Raw genomic sequence first — 16,371 nt, 5'->3', positions numbered from 1 at the left:
GAGGAACGAAAACCTGAATCCTTTCTAAAACAGTAAAATCTACAAAAAGAAATTCCATACCAATCCAAATCGCAATGTGAAATCACGATAAGGGTAACCCGGAGCACTGTAGTACTTATTAGGAGACAACTAAAGAGTTTACATATAACAATACCTAAAAAAATACTCGACAAGTGTAATATCTCACTACATTTTACCCTCGTTAGCGCAATTCAAGTAACCAGTACTCCTATTCAAAATGACAAATTTTAATCGGGAAGTAAATCTCTCTTAAAGAAAAATCCCTCAAACCACTCCTAATTCCTTATCAAACCAATAACCGCGACCGTTTCACCCTTGTTTACCGGCGGGGTTCCTAAGATGAGCAGTAAGAGTCCATCTGCTTTAGCGTAGATGGTTTCCTGAATATTCCCAAAGAAATCTGTTGTGTAACCCAACTTCATACCTGTCACAACATAATCTCCGGCTTTTTTAAGGGGGTAAAAAATACCATCAACCGTACTATCCGTATAAATACGATTTTTAATAAGTATAGCCGGGGTAGTTGACAAGACTTTGAGCTTGGATGTAAAATTGAGTTTCTGAAGTAAAAGCAACACAGCTTGTTCTACCTGATCTACCGCTTCAGCTTCAGGGATACCCAGACGCCCACATTCAATATCTATAGCGGGGATGCCTCTTTTAAAAGCTTCCGCAGAGGTATACAGACTGGGCTTTTCGGCTTTCATATAATCCTTCCCTTCGGTATTAAAAGTTACAATATGATTAAAGCCCAAGGCTAAAGCCATTTCCTTTCCGGTTGCTGAGATCTCCGGCATAGTTGCATTGTTGTAATACGCACCATAACGCATGAGGTCTTCTGGTGCATCACCGGCGTGCATATCTAAAAAATAATCTACCCGATTGATAATATTGTTGCTGATGAAATAAGCGATTTGCTCGCTGATGCTCCCTTCCTCCTTACCCGGAAACGAACGGTTTAGATTTTTACCATCTGCTGGATTTACATAGGGAGATCTTCCCAAAAAACTCTTTACGTTAGCCAATTGTACCAAGATCACCGTTCCTGTCAATTCTTTAGGGTTTATAGACTGTATCAAGCGTTGTGCACCCAAAATAGGTGGATATTCATAACCGTGAATTCCAGCTGTGATACCTAGAGTTTCTCCGGCTGTTGCACCATTAAAAATGGTTACGGGTATGAAGGTGGAAACACCTTCGTGCTCCACAGGTATTTTAAAATGAGCTTTTGTTCCTGCAGCTACTTCTTTTCCTTCAAAACTAAAGAAGGTCTGCGCAAAACTGTATTGTGTAAAAATCAGAATGACTAGAAATACTATATTTTTCATCGCTTCAATTATTTAGGGGTAGTACTTAATGCTTCATTTGAGTCAGACTCAAATTCCGGGAAATCTTCCCAGGCTCTTTCGTCTATAGAGTTCCCTTTAAACAGATAGGGATAAAAGAATTCGGAGATCTCTTTGTGGTATTTCTTTACAGATTCCAGATAATTAATATGGTCTTTCAGATCTGTTTCAGCAATACTGTTAAAGGTATTTTGTAGCAATAAACTGGGAATAAAATAACTCAGCTTTTTGCTCACTACCTGACGTCTTTTCAACTTTTCAAAAAGCAGTTTTGAATCCTTTTCTGCGGCTTTATCTGCGACGTATTGCATCGCATAATACCAGCCGTTGCTGTATATATCTTCTGGAATAGAAAATTGTCTATACTGCGGGTAAGCATCATAGAAAGGCTCCATGGCCTCCCTCCTAGGCATATCCCATTTTTCGTGATAGGCTTCCCGCTGGGTTACTGTGGTTGAAAAAGCTTCCGGAATAGCAATAAACCGATTGATGAGCACATTGCCCAGTGACGGTAAAAGCACGACCAAAAATAACCAAACCCCCAAAAGCATTACGGCATTATAGTTCGAATTCTTTTTCAATAGGGTCAGCGCATTAACCAGCCCGAACCAGAAGAGTTCATAACCTAGAATCAACACGAAAACCAAGCCGAAATCAGCATCAAATGGCAATTCAAGCAACCACAAAGCTGCTAGTAACAACAGTAAAGAAAGCCCTAAAACAGCCAGAAAACGTACGGAAAATTTTAAAAATATAATCTTTGACAGCGAATACGGTTGCGAAGCGACCACTGCCCATACACCAGATTCCCGCTCTGATGAAATCAGATTGAAACATAGTGAAATGATGAGCAACGGAATTAAAACCACAAACAAAAAACTCAAGTCCAGATTTCCGGACAATAAGGTCATGGGATTGGCGAGTTCCGTGTCATACAATTGCCCTTCGACCGCAAGAATACGTACTTTAAGACTGTAATTGTTTACATCACGCTGACCGATAGAAAATGCAGCCCATTTACTGGGTTCGTTTTGCGTGTAATAAAACTGGTAATAGGTAAAGTGGCTGAGATCATCAGAAAAAAACTTCTTGTTTTTATCCAATTCCTCCTTTTGTATACCCGCAATGGTTTCAATGGTTTCTTTTTGCTGTGCGATCGTATTTTTTCCGTGGAAAATAGCATAGACACCAATGGTAAAAACCACTGCAAAACCCAATATACTAATAGGGTTGCGTGCAAAGCGTTTGTATTCTATAGCGAATAGTCTAAAAAATGCTGTATTCATTATAAGTTTATTTTTTTAAAACCGAAAGAGAAGGAAAGCCCAATGAGGATTACCCAAAATAAGAGTGCCAAAAGCGTTGTCAATTGATTGGATAATGCCCAGAATAAGCCTCTTTTAGTGTACTGAAACGTTTCACGCTCTTTAAACCGCGAGTTGTCTAAGCGTTGCGTTCCGCTCTGTTCTGCTTCGATTTCATTTTTATGAAGTTCATTAAAATACTGGGTTTGCTCGTATCTATAGGCTTCGGTTTGTTTTTGAAAATCTAGGTAATGCGCCATATCTGTGCCGGTCACAGCCATTGATAAATTACGCAACATCAAATACGGATCGACGAATGATAAGTACGCTGCAATGCTGTTTTGCTTGTCATACGTATCTATCAATTCATCAAAATGCGCCCGATACAATTGGGTAGTAATGCGCTCTCCTTCGGCCATTAAATGTCCCACATAATTAAAAGGGAGGTCTTTCACATCGTCTACTCCATATTCTGCAAGCGTTTCGGCCTTAAATGTGTTGTAATAAGCATCTTCAGGATCGTGGGAGTCTCCTATTTGCTCCAAGTCTTCAGCGATATGGGTTTCAAATTCTAATTTTGAAATCGAAGGAAAAATAACCTGACCAACATTTTGAGCCATTTTAGGAAGAATAATTCCGCAGAGCATCCACATAACAATTAGGGAAATAAGGGCTGTGCCACCTCGTGAACTTTTAGCCGAAATAAGTACGGTTACCCAAGAGCAAATAAAGAAATACGCTGTGTATAAACCGACTGCAAAGATGCTTCGCATCAATACTGCTGCGGTAAGTTCTTCAGGATACACAGCAAAAGCAATTGTAAAAATCAGAAGTAACGCTCCAATGAAAACCGCTGTGGTAAAACTGAAAATCCCCAGCGTTTTTCCCAAAATCAGCTTCTTAGCCGATACTCCTTGCGCAAGCATAATCTTGAGCACTCCATTTGATTTTAAATCTGCTAATGTTCCATAGCCGATAAAAAATATAAACAAGGGCACCAGCAGTTGCAGGATTAATGCCATACTGAGTTCTCCAAATCGCAACATTCCGTTTGAAAACCCGGCTTCGCTCAGATTTACAGTATTCTGCCGGTGAGCTTCCAGAAATATAGAGTTTCCGGCAAAAGATTCAATTCCAAATTCAAAAAAGCTCAGTGCGGGTCGTTCTCTAAAAACAAGATACCCGTAATGCGATACCCGGTGCGGATTTCGGTCTGGCTGATTGACGTAATGATCATGCACTTGCTCTTGATATTTGTGGCGTATGCTGTTTTGCTCTACTTTATTTTCAATCCCTATAAAGGCCGAAAACAACAGAAGCACTGCAAATACACCAATCAATACCATGGCTGTTTTAGTTCTGATGATATTCTTCCACTCTACTGCTATAATATTCTTGATACTATTCATCTTTAAAAAGTATAAGTTGCTGTTGCTAAAAAGTTACGCGGCGCCCCCGGAAATAACCGCAGGTAATTTTGCGCTCCCACCCAATATGCTTTATCGGTTAAATTTTTTACCGTAACTGCTAATTGTATGTTGCTGTTTCTTGGGGTAAAATAGACGGCCAGATCCAGTAAAGTATATGCCGGAGTTTTAAAACTGCGGTCAAACGTAGGAACTTTATCTCCAGAATGCTGTGCACCAAAACCGAGCCCCAGTCCGTGTAGTTTTGAAGTGCTTAAAAAGTTATAACGCGTCCATAAGGTTGCGGTCGTAAAAGGAGTATTTTGCTTACGTGCGCCTATAAGGTCGGGATTGCTATCATCAATGATTTTTGCATCATTGTAACTAAACGAACCGTACACTTGCCAGTTGGGTAAGAAATAGCCTGTAACATCCATCTCAAAACCTCTGCTGCGCTCAGCTCCTCGTGTCGCCAGAGAGTCTGGAGCTGAAGGTACGTTGGCATTGAGCAAGAGGTTTTTCTGATTGATCTCATACACCGCTGTATTGATGTGCAGTTTATTTTTCAGTAAGGTGATCTTTGCTCCTACTTCTTTTAAATCGCTTTCTAAAGGTTTGAATCTGCTTGCCGAATCATCAGTACTACCATAAAAACTTTCGGTGTTTGGCATAATTGTTACTGTATTGGATTGCGGTTGAAAACCTTCGAGATACGTTCCGTAAACATTAACGTGATCGTTAAATGTGTAGGTAAGTCCTATTCTTGGTAAAAGGGCTTGATTTGTAAAGGAAATTTCGTTTGTCTCATCCCGGTTGGTAACATCTCTAAACCATTCTTGTCTTAAACTGAATAACAGGTGAAACTTTTTATAACTGAGTTGTTCCTGCAAATAAGCTGCGTGCGTCTCTGTTAATGCAGTGGGGAAAGCTGTTCTACTGTTAATATTATAATCTGCAAGATTGCTCAGTATATTGTTAGGAGCTTCTAAATTAAAATGCGGTACATTAGGCTTTGGCAATACCATCCCTTCATAGGTAAAGGTTTGATATGCCGTAGCATTATCAGGATCAAAAGCATTGGTTACCGTGCCGTCTGTTAAAAGATAGCCACGAGCCTGATTTTGTCCGCCACCTTTCAGTTTAGCCCAACTGTGCAAGTCATAACCTACCAGCAGCTTGTGTTTCAATTCACCGGTATTGAATTCAAAATTGAAATAGCTATTCACATTGTCTACACTCCACGACTGTTGCCGCTGTATAAAACGCATCGCCGCCAACATAGGCACGGGGTTGTTATCTAGATCTACACCAAATCCATTTGTGGTGCGGTTCTCCTGTACGTCTTCCTTCCAGGTTTGCTTCATATAGGTTGTGGTAAAACTTATATGATCTGAAAATTTATGGTTGAGATTACCGGTAATGATGAGTTGCTTCGAATTTAAAAAGTCATTGGGCGCACCCAGATTTAAACTCATCGGCGTACTGCTTAAATCGGTCACTCCTGCTTCGGCTCCAAAAATAGGCTGACCACGATCTAAGTTTCCTTTCATATCGCTGTAGATCAACTCTACATTGATAGCCGTTTTTTCGCTGGCTAAATAGGTAAATGAAGGCGATAATAATAAGGAGGTATTGCTGATGTAATCCCGGTAACTATTCGCTTCCCGATATGCTCCGTTAAAGCGATACAGTAAAGTTTTCTCCTCGTTCAACGGACCGGTCAAATCTATAGAACCCATGATATTGCTAAAACTTCCGGTCGTAAACTTAACCTCGTTGCGTGCTACATCCAGTGGTTTTTTAGTCACCAGATTGATACTTCCGCCTGGGTCTACGCTAGAAAACGTAGCACTTGCAGGACCTTTTATCACCTCTACTCGTTCTACATTTGCCAGTAAAGGTTGCAGAAAGTAAAACTGACGCGTACGCATCCCGTTTATGAGCTGCCCCTCCTCATTCTGACTGATTCCACGAATGGAATATTGATTGTAAAAACTGGAAGGGGAAACACCACTCACATTCTTTACAGCATCAGCAAGCTGTATGCCTTGTTGCTCGTCTATCAGCTCTTTAGTAACTGTGCTTATCGCCTGCGGAATATCTTTATTTAAGGTTGATGTTCGTGTTGCAGAAAAAGAATAGTCACTGGTATAGGTTTGTGCCTTACGTCCTACCAATTCTACTGCATCCAATGTAAGATTTTCAGGTTTCAGGTAGACCTCAACAAAATCTGTTTCCGGAGTTATCGTGATGGTCTTATAGCCCAAATAAGAGACTTCTAATGTGCCGCTTCCGCTAATGCTGAAGTTTCCATCAAAACCTGCTACCGTGCCTTGCTTTGTATTTTTGATTTGTACTGTGGCTCCCGGTATGGGAACTTTCGAATCTGCATCTTTAACCTGCCCTGTTATCACTTGTGCATTTCCGGCAGCAAAGACAAAAAAGATCAGGAAGAAAACTAGGTTTTTTATAAAAATCATGGTTTACTACGTGTAGGGATTATTAAACCGTTTTTAAGTACAGTTCTTCGAGTTCGTTTGCAGAAATATCAGCGGCTTTGATTTGTGAAACAAAGTCACCAGATCTTAAAATACCTATACTATCGGCTACTTGTTTTGCTCTAAATATGTCGTGCGTTGCCATCAAAATAGCCGTGTCCGATTCTGAAAGTTGCTTGATAATCTTTGAGAATTCATTAGAAGCTTTAGGGTCCAGACCGCTGGTTGGTTCGTCTAAAAACAAAGCCTTTGCATTTTTACTTATTGCAATTGCAATCCCTACTTTTTGACGCATTCCTTTAGAATATCCGCCTAAGCGCTTGGTATGTGCTTCTTCCTGTAAACCCGTTTTGATTAAAAATTCGATCAGTTCCCGTCTACTGTATTTAAAACCCGCCAGACTAGAGAAATACTCCAAGTTTTCTATCCCGGAGAGGTTGGGATACAGCATCACCGTTTCGGGTATATAAGCCAGATGGTTTTTAGATTCCTGCGGATGCTCCTGGACGTTGATTCCGTTTATAAGAGTATTACCTGAAGTAGGTTCTAAAAAGCCAAGAAAAAGATTTATTGTGGTACTCTTACCCGCTCCGTTTTGCCCCAGCAGGCAGCAAATCTCTCCGGGATTGATTTGCAGATTGAGGTTATTTAATGCCAAATGCGAGCCGTACCTTTTAGTGAGGTTAAGTGCTTGAATCATGTATTTGATAATTTAGAAGTTTTGAGGTTACAAACTGAAGCAATTGCATACAGGCACGCTTTACTACTGCATTTTTTAATTATCTGTAGTTGAACGCATAGCTTTGCAAACCCGATCAACGAGCTACTTGCAGTCTGATAAGATTGTATGTAAAAAAAACAGGAAGGATTCTCAGCGTACTCGATGCAACATGCAAAACACCTTAATTACTTGGGTTAAGTATGTTAGCATTCCAATAAAACAAGGTTGGAATTCAGGGTTCCATAAGCTCTAAAGCTTAGAAAATCTAAATATCAGTAGGTGTGAATACGTGTAAAACTGCTAAATCCTTAAATGAAAGTGTACAGTACTTGTTTGTGAAATCAACTGCTAACTAAGGCTTATTCAGCAAAGCTGAATGCCCAAATTAAGTTGAGTTAAGTCGTGCCTGTACTTAGGCAACTACCGGGGGAGGTTTATTGAATAAATAGGAAAACTTAATAAGCTTAAGAGTCGGTTCGCTGTACAAACGGATAACTTCAACAGGCTGCAGCGCTTCAAAATCTGTGTAGTTGTGTTCTAAAACGGCTGGTGCTGTAACTAAAGGTGTGCCGTGATCACTATTCACCACCATATGGCAGTATTTACAATCTACTACTTCTTGCTGATCTTCTATGAGGTGCACAAACGTATGCACATTTAAAATCCGCAGGAGGGCAAAAGCCGCCAGAAAGAAAATAGGGATTATATGTGCGCTACGCGTTTTAAACATTTTGGCAAATGTAGTTTTAGTTTAAAAGAATCAAAACAATTTTAAACTTTTAATAGGCTCGCGGTATCATTTCACACGTTTTTTTTGATTTTAATCAAAAAATTAAACGCTATCAGACTCTAAGCAATTGCTTCTCGCCTACTTTTTACATCACAAACCACCACTTATGATTGGATTACTTCTACTTTACTAGATCGGTAAATACTATTATCAATTAGCCGCAACGCACGGTAAAAGCAAATGGGGTTTTGCTTTACCGGGTATCGTCGCCTATTATGTGGGCGCTGTTGTTTCGGGTATATTATTAGGTATATTTATAGAGCTTATTGCTCCGGGTTCTTTTGATACAATTAATGATTTTTTAATGAACCTGATGCTGGTTCCTTTTGGTATTGCCGGCACCTATTTACTCTACTACTATTTCAAAAGATCCTTTGGAAGTCAGGTATCAGAGATCGTCATTGAAGAGAGTGATAATAAAGGATAGTCGAAGGTTAAAGTTTGAATGCAGTTGCTTTTCACTCTTAAAATGTTATAAACTTTAAATTACAAAAGGTATTTCTCAATTTGAAAATGAAACGCTCTCTTTTACGAATACTAGTTGTTATTTTCGCCTCGTGCGCATAACAAAAAAATTCAGTAAAAAAACTGCTGGTGCATAAGGATTTTAATCAAACTGAGGCTTCAGAAATCAATAAGCTTGTGAACTACTTTGAAACTGGCATAAAAAAACCACAAACCAATCTAAATACTTCTTACTTGAGGTTTTTTCAATATACAGCCTTAAGACCAGACTCCATCTCCAATGTTCTTTTTGATAAAGCTGAACTTAAACAACATCTCAATGAACTCTCTAAAACTACAAAAAATGAGTTATGGGTAACAAGCAAGACAACGGCTTATAGATCGTACGACGGTGTAAAATTTGATGAACCTATTATTTATAATTCCTTCTATATTAATACCTCTGGAAAGTATCTAGCTCTTCTAAAAAGCCTTTCTGATAAAGATGTCAAAACCTATGTGAATAGAATTTTAGCTGCTGGAGATTTACCATCATCATTTATATTTAGAAGCTTAATAATCGATTATGATGAACAGCGAACTGTTGATTTTAAAGCTGATTATTGGAGAATCATAATCACCATACAATACCTTTCAGACTTAAATGAGTATTATACATATTCAGAATTATTTAATTGAAACCCTATCCCCTAAACTCAATGCAAAAACCCAAAGTCTATAAATTTAACGCTGCTCGCTTTGATACGCTTACTGGTTTCTATACAGCACTGTATCGTGTGATTCCGTTTTTACCAGATTATAAACCGGCATATAATCTGGATGCGCTTCATGATGTGCTTTATTCCGGGTTTGGTAAGCATCCGGTAGTTTTAATCTGGAAGCATGCACATAAAAGCAGACAAGACTTAGGTATTCAAACCACTCGGGATTTCTATCAAACTAAAATTGATATAGGTAAACCATATAACATCCAATGGGCAAATAAAAAGATAAACGCATTAGAAAATGGTAAAGGGGAAACGCTTTTTGAGATACTACTTGATCTATTTTCAGACCACAAAAACATAAAGCTTATCCTCAACTGATCTACTGCCAAGCGAGTTTTGCACCAAAAACTTGAACTCTTTTTAAATTAAGTGACTTTTTTTAGCTATTCTTAAAAAATTCCGTTAATCTATATTCTAAACAATAATTAACTCCTCTATTTGTTTATTATTGCAAATAATAGGTCTCCATTTTATGATGCGTTACAGTGATTTGCCTAAGCAACCTACGGTTTTTATTTCTTACTGGAATGTAGGGAAATTGCTCTATGGTGCTCTTTTTCTATTTATTCTGGAAACGGTTTTTTACTACGCTAAATTTCTGGAAGCCTATACCGAAGAAACCATTATCACCATTGGCTTTTGGCTTTGGTGTCTGATGTTTTCATTCATTCATATTTTTCTGGTTACGATGGATGTCTGGTCACGGTTTCAAAATTACAAGCGGGTAAAAGATCATTTGTTTCAGCACGGTTTTACTCCTAAGATCGCTGAGCATTACCGGGGTAGTAAATGCCAACGTATGGCGCTGGTAGCCGCAGCTAAAGAACTGGGTATGGAAACCGAAATAAAACAATACTACTCCTCGTTAGGTGTAAAATGGTATCATTTTGTGCCGCAGTTTATGATTCACGATCCCTTGTTTCCATTTAAAAAATACTTTTGGTCCAGAACCTTTTTAGAGAAGTATTACGAGCCTAAATTTGAGTTTAGAAATCCAAAAAAACTAACGGCTTAATGCTACAAGCAACAGACTTAAACAAGTCTTACAAATCTGGTAAAGCGCTTCACAACTTTTCAATTCAATTAAAATCAGGAGTAATCGCCGGCTTATTGGGTAGAAATGGCGCGGGTAAAACCACTTTATTCAAAATCTTGTGTGGTTTGGTCACTCCAGATCACGGTACGCTTGCGATTGCATCTAAACGGGCTAAACCCATAGGTGCTGTTATTGAGCAGCCCGGTTTGTACAGCTACCTCACCGCCTACGAAAATCTTAAAATCTTCGCACAAATTCAGAAAGCTCCGGCTGATTTAAAAAGTGTTGAAGGTTATCTGGAAAGCGTTGGTTTACCATTAAACCGAAAAGATCCTGTGCGCAACTTTTCGATGGGTATGAAACAACGTCTGGGTATTGCGATTGCACTGCTTAACGATCCTGAGATTCTGATTCTCGACGAACCGTTTTCGGGTCTCGATCCTACCGGTGTGGCTTCACTTATCAAACTCATTAAAGAACTTGCCGCCCAAGATATCGCTATTTTACTTTCTTCACACTTGATGACCGAATTGCAAAAGTGCTGTGACTACCTGTATGTTATAGACGGTGGGATTTTGGTAAACGAAGGAGAAACAAACACATTGCTTGACGGACTGATTTCGGTGTATACGTTAACGGCAACTAATATTCAAGCATGTGCTGTACTCCAACCCTATCTCTTGACTACAGAAAAAAATACGGTTTCCATAACGTGTAGTAGTGAACAAATACCGGCAATCTTGCAAAATGTATTGGAAGAAGGATTTGCTGTAACCTCCTGCGTGCCCAATATCACCTTAGAACAATTGGTAATTCCGTTAGCGAAATGATGATCCCCTTATTAAAAGTCGAATTGTTCAAACTCTTTCGCGAGAGTAAAACCTGGTATGCGATTGCTGCCGTTTTGTTGATTGAAGGCATTATTCTTACCGCTGCCTATTATCAGGGTGCGACGATATTAGAATTGCTCTTAGACAACCTCAGACAATCGTTTTATTTTGAAGGAAATCTGCTGAATGGTAATTTGCTGTTATACATCATCCTAAACTCGTTGTGGTTTAATTTACCGCTGATTTTGATGATTGTAAGTTCTGCCCTCATCACCGAAGAATACAAAAACGGAACTTTAAAAACCTTGATGCTGCAAGCGGTAAGCAAGTGGCAACTCATCACAGCAAAATACATCACCTCCTTTATTTTTACCGCACTTATTCTCGCGTTGCTGATGCTGACTACTTGTATACTGGCATACAGTATTTTTGGAAGCGGAGATCTAGTCGTTTATCTGGGAACACTCAATTTCTTTCCCGCAGAAGAAGCTTTTAAGCGCATTTGTTTGGCTTTTGCTTCCGGCTTGTTGAGTATGTTGTTTTTTACTACAGTGAGTCTTACGCTGGGAATTCTGCTTAAAGAACCGGCAAAAACCTGGATTGCTTCCGCCTTTTTTCTGATTTTATGTTCGTTATTACTCAAAGCAGATTTTGGTGTTCCTGCTGTAGAACGCTTCTTTTTTCCGAAGCTCACCAACGCGTGGCAGCATTTTTTTGAGTACGATTTGGATCTGAATTCCATCTTGATGGATAACCTGTTACTTGCGGGATATACCGTGTTTTTTGCTTTAATTGGCATCTATCTGTTTACTAAAAAAGATATAGGATGATAAAATACTTAAGCCTTATTGCTGTTTTATGTTGTGTTTTAAACGTTTCGGCTCAGGAGATTGATGCAGATTTGATTGCGATTAAAGAACGTATGGATGCGGTGAATGCATTTACTGCAGATCTCGAACTTGACTTAGATGCGCCGTTTATCAATATGCCTACCAAACATGCATCGATGCAATATCAAAAAGGAAAAGACATCAAATTTTCTAGTGATGATTTTGTGGTATTACCCAAACGCGGACTCGATTTCGCTTTGTCTGAATTGTTTGAGCATCCCTTTATTACCGTTAACCGCGGTGAAGAATCACTACACGGAATACTAGTAAAAGTGCTTAATGTGATTCCCACCGGTGATGAATCTGATATGGCTTTGGCAACACTTTATCTCGATACCCACAACCAACGTATCGCAGCTTCTGAGATCACCACCAAAAAACAAGGTACCTATAAACTGGATATGAGATACGCCGCAAATCAGGATATTTTACCCAATTATGTCGAAGTTTCTTTTGCCATCGAAAAGCTTAAAATCCCCTTGAACTTTATGGGAAGTGATACCAAGATAGACCGAAAAACCTTGCGTAATATGGATACCAAAACCGGAAAGATCAAACTGCAAATCAGTAATTATAAAATCGACTGATCACCATTAATTAAAAACGAGTTACCACTTCATATTCTGTAAACGTACCGCATTTAAAATCGCCAAAAAAGCGACGCCCACATCAGCAAATACCGCTTCCCACATCGTGGCCAAACCACCTGCTCCCAAAATAAGTACAATCGCTTTTACACCAAAAGCCAGTGCGATATTCTGCCAAACAATCTTACGTGTAGACTTCCCTATTTTGATCGCCTGCGCAACTTTAGAAGGTTGATCGGTCTGTATGATGATAGCTGCTGTTTCTATCGCCACATCGCTCCCTAAACCGCCCATAGCAATCCCCACATCACTGGTTGCTAAAACAGGTGCATCGTTAATTCCGTCACCTATAAAAGCTACTTTAGTCGTTTTATCTTTCTGAAGTTGCTCCACTTCGTTCAATTTATCTTCCGGAAGCAAACCACCTTTTGCTCGATCCAGACCGAGCTCTTTTGCGGTTTGCTGTGTAATGGCATCTTTATCACCGGAAAGCATGATGATCTGCTTAATACCAGCTTTTCTAATTTGTGCTACCGCTTCTTTCGCATCGGCTTTCAACTCATCTGCAAGCACTACATAACCCGAAAAAGTATTATCAACAGCCACCATAACAACAGATTCTACAATCTGATCCACTTCATCAGGTACACTAATTTTATGAGCAATCATCAAAGCTTTGTTTCCGGCTAAAACGGTCTTTCCATTCACGCTTCCTTTTAAACCTTTCCCCGCAATTTCTGAAACATCGCTTGCGGAAAAAGAAGCGCCTTGCACTTCATATTCACCCACAGCCGTAGCAATGGGATGTGTAGATTGAGCTTCTATAGCGGTGAGGTAATTCATCAACTCGTCTTCACAGTAACCCGATTTATTTTCGATTTGTTTGATCTTAAAAACACCTTGAGTTACCGTTCCGGTCTTGTCCATCACCACGGTGTTTATCTTGGTCATCGCATCTAAAAAGGAAGCGCCTTTAAACAAAATCCCGTTACGGGATGCAGCGCCTAATCCACCAAAATATCCTAACGGAATAGAAATCACTAAAGCACAGGGACACGAAATCACCAGAAAGATCAGAGCCCGGTATAACCAATCTCTAAATACATAATTTTCTACAAAAAAGTACGGCAACAACGTGACCGCAATCGCAAGAACAACTACAATAGGCGTATAAACTCGTGCAAATTTTCTGATGAATAATTCAGTTTTAGACTTTCTGGAGGTTGCATTTTGAACCAAGTCTAAAATTCTGGCAATCGAACTGTCTTTAAATTCAGCAGTCGCTTCCAGTTCGATTACGCCTTCGAGATTGATGCTTCCGGCATAAACCTGCGCCCCTTTTTTTACCGTATCGGGTTTACTCTCTCCCGTTAAAGCAGCTGTATTGAGAACCGCTTTATCACTCAGTAACTTTCCATCTAAAGGAATCTTTTCTCCTACTCGTACCTGAACCTTTTCACCTACAGTAACTTCATCTGGATCAACAGCGGTAAACTTATCCTGACGGAAAACCAAAGCCTCATTGGGTCTTACATCCAGAAGTGCTTTGATATTTCCTTTAGCTTTATCTACCGCAGCGTGCTGAAACAATTCGCCTACTGCATAAAACAGCATCACCGCAACACCTTCGGGATATTCATCCAATGCAAAGGCACCTATGGTTGCAATGGACATTAAGAGAAATTCCGTAAAAAAGTCTCCTTGGCGAATGCTTTCCCAGCCTTCTTTCATCACCGGAAATCCTACAGGGATATAAGCAACAATGTACCAAGCCAAACGAATATATTCGTTAAAGAAATCAACTTCAAAGTAATCCAAAGCAATACCGGTAACAAGCATCACAAAACTAAAAATACCCGGAATATAGGTTTTAAAACCAGTCCCATGGTGATCGTGATCGGCGTGATTGTGATCGGCGTGATTGTGATCGGCGTGATTGTGCTTCTTACTACTCGTAGAACAACAGCTGTCGTTCTCGTGTGTGTGCGTTGTTTTGTGGGCTTCTGTTTTCATAGGTGCAAGGTCTATAAATAAACAATGCAACAGAAGTGCAATTAATAAGCACTACAACTATCGCAGATGCCTTTTACGACCAGATTGGCATCTTCAGCCATAAAACCTTCGGGAAGGTTGATGTGTGGTATTTTATGTTGAGTAAGACAGATAGTCTTATCGCAGGAATTACAATGAAAATGCAAATGCAAATCCCGATCAATCTCGCAGTTACATCCCGGTTCGCACAAGGCGTATTTTAAAACGCCCGTACCGTCATCAATCTGATGTACAATCCCTTTTTCTTCAAAGGTTTTTATGGTTCGGTACAGCGTTGTTCTTTCGGCTTTTAGAAAGGCCTGCTCTACATCTGTTAATGCCAGCGCATTGTTTTTCTCTGCCATGTATTTGTATATCAAAATACGCATCGCCGTAGGTCGTATGCCGTTACTGTCTAGTTTGCGTTCTATTTCGGTCATCACAACGTATTTTAAATTGATTCAGCTAATGGTTTTTTTGTAATTATTGAGTTATCATCTCCCGATGCTTCAGTCCCCAGGTTGCTATTACTTCGGTTAGTTCTTTTAACGAAGCACCATAAGGTGTTATTTTATAATAAACACATACCGGCTTTGTATGTTCTACGGTGCGCTCAATGAGTTTATTTATCTCTAAATCTTTCAATTCCCGACTCAGCATTTTACCGCTAATGCCATTTACTTCACGCTTCAATTCTGAATAACGCATTCCTTTATAACATAAACAAGCAATAATTGAAACCTTCCATTTGCCGCTTAACACATCCATCGTATCGTGAATTGCCCGTATTTTTTCATTGCAGGTTAACAACTTTACATCTTCCATTTCAACTGTTTTAAGGGGTTACTCAAATGTCACTGACACTTTAAGTCACAAAGTTACTTTATGTCACTATGCTTAACTAATTTTGCATCACATTAAATAACAATAACTATGAGTTTAATAGAAGATCTTAAATGGCGCTATGCAGCTAAAAAAATGAACGGCGAGCAAGTACCACAAGAAAAACTAGACTATATACTAGAAGCTGCTCGTCTGGCTCCTTCTTCATCAGGTTTACAACCATACAAGATATTTGTAATTTCTAATCAGGAATTACTGAATAAAATTAAAGACGTAGCCTGGAATCAAAGTCAGGTTGTAGACTGTTCTCACCTGTTGGTCTTTGCTGCTTGGGATGGTTATACCGATGAGCGTGTAAGTGCTGTTTTTAACTATACTATGGATCAGCGTGGATTGCCACACGAAACTATGGATGATTATAAGCAGAATATTTTAAGTTTATACGAACCCTTAGGAAAAGAGTGGCAAGCCGATCACGCTTCAAAGCAAAGTTATATTTCATTTGCTATGGCGATAGCTGCAGCAGCTGAGCAAAAAGTTGATGCAACTCCTATAGAAGGTTTTTTACCACCTGAAGTTGATAAATTACTCGAACTCCAAGGAAGTGGGTATAAAAGTACATTGCTGCTGACTTTAGGATATCGCGATGCCGATAACGACTGGCTTGTGAATATGAAAAAAGTACGTACACCTAAAGAAGATTTCATTAAAGAAATAAAATAAGACTAGCTTGCAAAGCATAAAAAGAGGCTGTCTAAAAAGTCAAGACAGCCTCTTTTTTTTATGGATTTATTCTGAATATGTTTTACTTTCATGGTATGAAAGCAAAACCTGTT

18 protein-coding genes are annotated in these 16,371 nt (G+C 39.3%); 8 read left to right on the top strand and 10 right to left on the bottom strand.

The features are described 5' to 3' along the window. Positions 1-39 precede the first annotated feature (39 nt). The 7 genes from BUB91_RS21685 to BUB91_RS20315 all read right to left on the bottom strand — a co-directional run bounded on the left by BUB91_RS21685 (position 40) and on the right by BUB91_RS20315 (position 8,026). Positions 40-129 carry a putative porin gene (locus BUB91_RS21685; protein ID WP_073101246.1) on the bottom strand — a complete coding sequence of 30 codons (90 nt, stop codon included), beginning with the start codon at positions 127-129 and terminating at the stop codon, positions 40-42. 167 nt (positions 130-296) lie between these two features. Then, positions 297-1,349: a M14 family metallopeptidase gene (locus tag BUB91_RS20340; RefSeq protein ID WP_073101243.1), complete on the bottom strand. Its 1,053-nt coding sequence runs from the start codon at positions 1,347-1,349 to the stop codon at positions 297-299. Between the two features lie 8 nt (positions 1,350-1,357). Beyond that, positions 1,358-2,653 (bottom strand): DUF3526 domain-containing protein, encoded by a 1,296-nt coding sequence (locus BUB91_RS20335; protein WP_073101241.1) that lies wholly within the window; start codon positions 2,651-2,653, stop codon positions 1,358-1,360. Next, complete coding sequence (locus BUB91_RS20330; RefSeq protein ID WP_073101239.1) at positions 2,653-4,080, bottom strand: ABC transporter permease; 1,428 nt, start codon at positions 4,078-4,080, stop codon at positions 2,653-2,655. Before BUB91_RS20330 ends, BUB91_RS20335 begins: the two co-directional genes overlap by 1 nt. Positions 4,081-4,082: 2 nt before the next feature. Beyond that, positions 4,083-6,557, bottom strand: coding sequence for a TonB-dependent receptor domain-containing protein (locus BUB91_RS20325; protein ID WP_073101238.1), 2,475 nt, complete (start codon positions 6,555-6,557; stop codon positions 4,083-4,085). 22 nt (positions 6,558-6,579) lie between these two features. Then, complete coding sequence (locus tag BUB91_RS20320) at positions 6,580-7,275, bottom strand: ABC transporter ATP-binding protein (protein ID WP_073101236.1); 696 nt, start codon at positions 7,273-7,275, stop codon at positions 6,580-6,582. Positions 7,276-7,708: 433 nt separating this feature from the next. Beyond that, positions 7,709-8,026, bottom strand: coding sequence for a hypothetical protein (locus BUB91_RS20315; protein WP_073101234.1), 318 nt, complete (start codon positions 8,024-8,026; stop codon positions 7,709-7,711). A gap of 277 nt (positions 8,027-8,303) precedes the next feature. Here BUB91_RS20315 and BUB91_RS20310 point away from each other — a divergent pair, with 277 nt between their 5' ends. The 7 genes from BUB91_RS20310 (at position 8,304) to BUB91_RS20280 (ending at position 12,661) form a co-directional block, all read left to right on the top strand. Next, positions 8,304-8,513: a hypothetical protein gene (locus BUB91_RS20310; RefSeq protein ID WP_073101232.1), complete on the top strand. Its 210-nt coding sequence runs from the start codon at positions 8,304-8,306 to the stop codon at positions 8,511-8,513. Positions 8,514-8,680: 167 nt separating this feature from the next. Beyond that, complete coding sequence (locus BUB91_RS20305; RefSeq protein ID WP_073101230.1) at positions 8,681-9,229, top strand: hypothetical protein; 549 nt, start codon at positions 8,681-8,683, stop codon at positions 9,227-9,229. 20 nt (positions 9,230-9,249) lie between these two features. Further along, positions 9,250-9,636, top strand: a complete 387-nt coding sequence (locus BUB91_RS20300) for a barstar family protein (protein WP_073101228.1) — start codon at positions 9,250-9,252, stop codon at positions 9,634-9,636. 154 nt (positions 9,637-9,790) lie between these two features. Next, a complete protein-coding gene (locus tag BUB91_RS20295) occupies positions 9,791-10,333 on the top strand; it encodes a hypothetical protein (RefSeq protein ID WP_241652693.1) in 543 nt (180 codons plus the stop codon). Then, a complete protein-coding gene (locus BUB91_RS20290) occupies positions 10,333-11,184 on the top strand; it encodes an ABC transporter ATP-binding protein (protein WP_073101226.1) in 852 nt (283 codons plus the stop codon). The genes BUB91_RS20295 and BUB91_RS20290 overlap by 1 nt, the downstream gene beginning before the upstream one ends. Beyond that, entirely contained in the window at positions 11,181-12,014 is an 834-nt protein-coding gene (locus BUB91_RS20285) for an ABC transporter permease (protein WP_083558089.1), read from the top strand. Before BUB91_RS20290 ends, BUB91_RS20285 begins: the two co-directional genes overlap by 4 nt. Next, positions 12,011-12,661: a hypothetical protein gene (locus BUB91_RS20280; RefSeq protein ID WP_073101224.1), complete on the top strand. Its 651-nt coding sequence runs from the start codon at positions 12,011-12,013 to the stop codon at positions 12,659-12,661. Before BUB91_RS20285 ends, BUB91_RS20280 begins: the two co-directional genes overlap by 4 nt. A gap of 21 nt (positions 12,662-12,682) precedes the next feature. On the opposite strand, the gene BUB91_RS20275 is transcribed toward BUB91_RS20280, so the two are convergent. The 3 genes from BUB91_RS20275 to BUB91_RS20265 are packed head-to-tail and all read right to left on the bottom strand — an operon-like array spanning position 12,683 to position 15,517. Next, entirely contained in the window at positions 12,683-14,674 is a 1,992-nt protein-coding gene (locus BUB91_RS20275; protein WP_073101222.1) for a heavy metal translocating P-type ATPase, read from the bottom strand. Positions 14,675-14,715: 41 nt separating this feature from the next. Further along, positions 14,716-15,132 carry a Fur family transcriptional regulator gene (locus tag BUB91_RS20270; protein WP_073101220.1) on the bottom strand — a complete coding sequence of 139 codons (417 nt, stop codon included), beginning with the start codon at positions 15,130-15,132 and terminating at the stop codon, positions 14,716-14,718. Positions 15,133-15,175: 43 nt separating this feature from the next. Beyond that, the gene (locus tag BUB91_RS20265) at positions 15,176-15,517 is read right to left on the bottom strand and encodes a winged helix-turn-helix transcriptional regulator (protein WP_073101218.1); all 342 of its coding nucleotides are present in this window, start codon (positions 15,515-15,517) and stop codon (positions 15,176-15,178) included. A 108-nt stretch (positions 15,518-15,625) separates the two neighbouring features. On the opposite strand from BUB91_RS20265, the gene BUB91_RS20260 reads away from it, so the two are divergent. After that, the gene (locus BUB91_RS20260) at positions 15,626-16,258 is read left to right on the top strand and encodes a nitroreductase family protein (protein ID WP_073101216.1); all 633 of its coding nucleotides are present in this window, start codon (positions 15,626-15,628) and stop codon (positions 16,256-16,258) included. Positions 16,259-16,371 lie beyond the last annotated feature (113 nt).

The sequence above is a fragment of the Leeuwenhoekiella marinoflava DSM 3653 genome (genome assembly GCF_900129005.1).
In the GTDB taxonomy this organism is placed as follows: domain Bacteria; phylum Bacteroidota; class Bacteroidia; order Flavobacteriales; family Flavobacteriaceae; genus Leeuwenhoekiella; species Leeuwenhoekiella marinoflava.
This window is presented reverse-complemented; position numbering and strand designations above follow the sequence as displayed.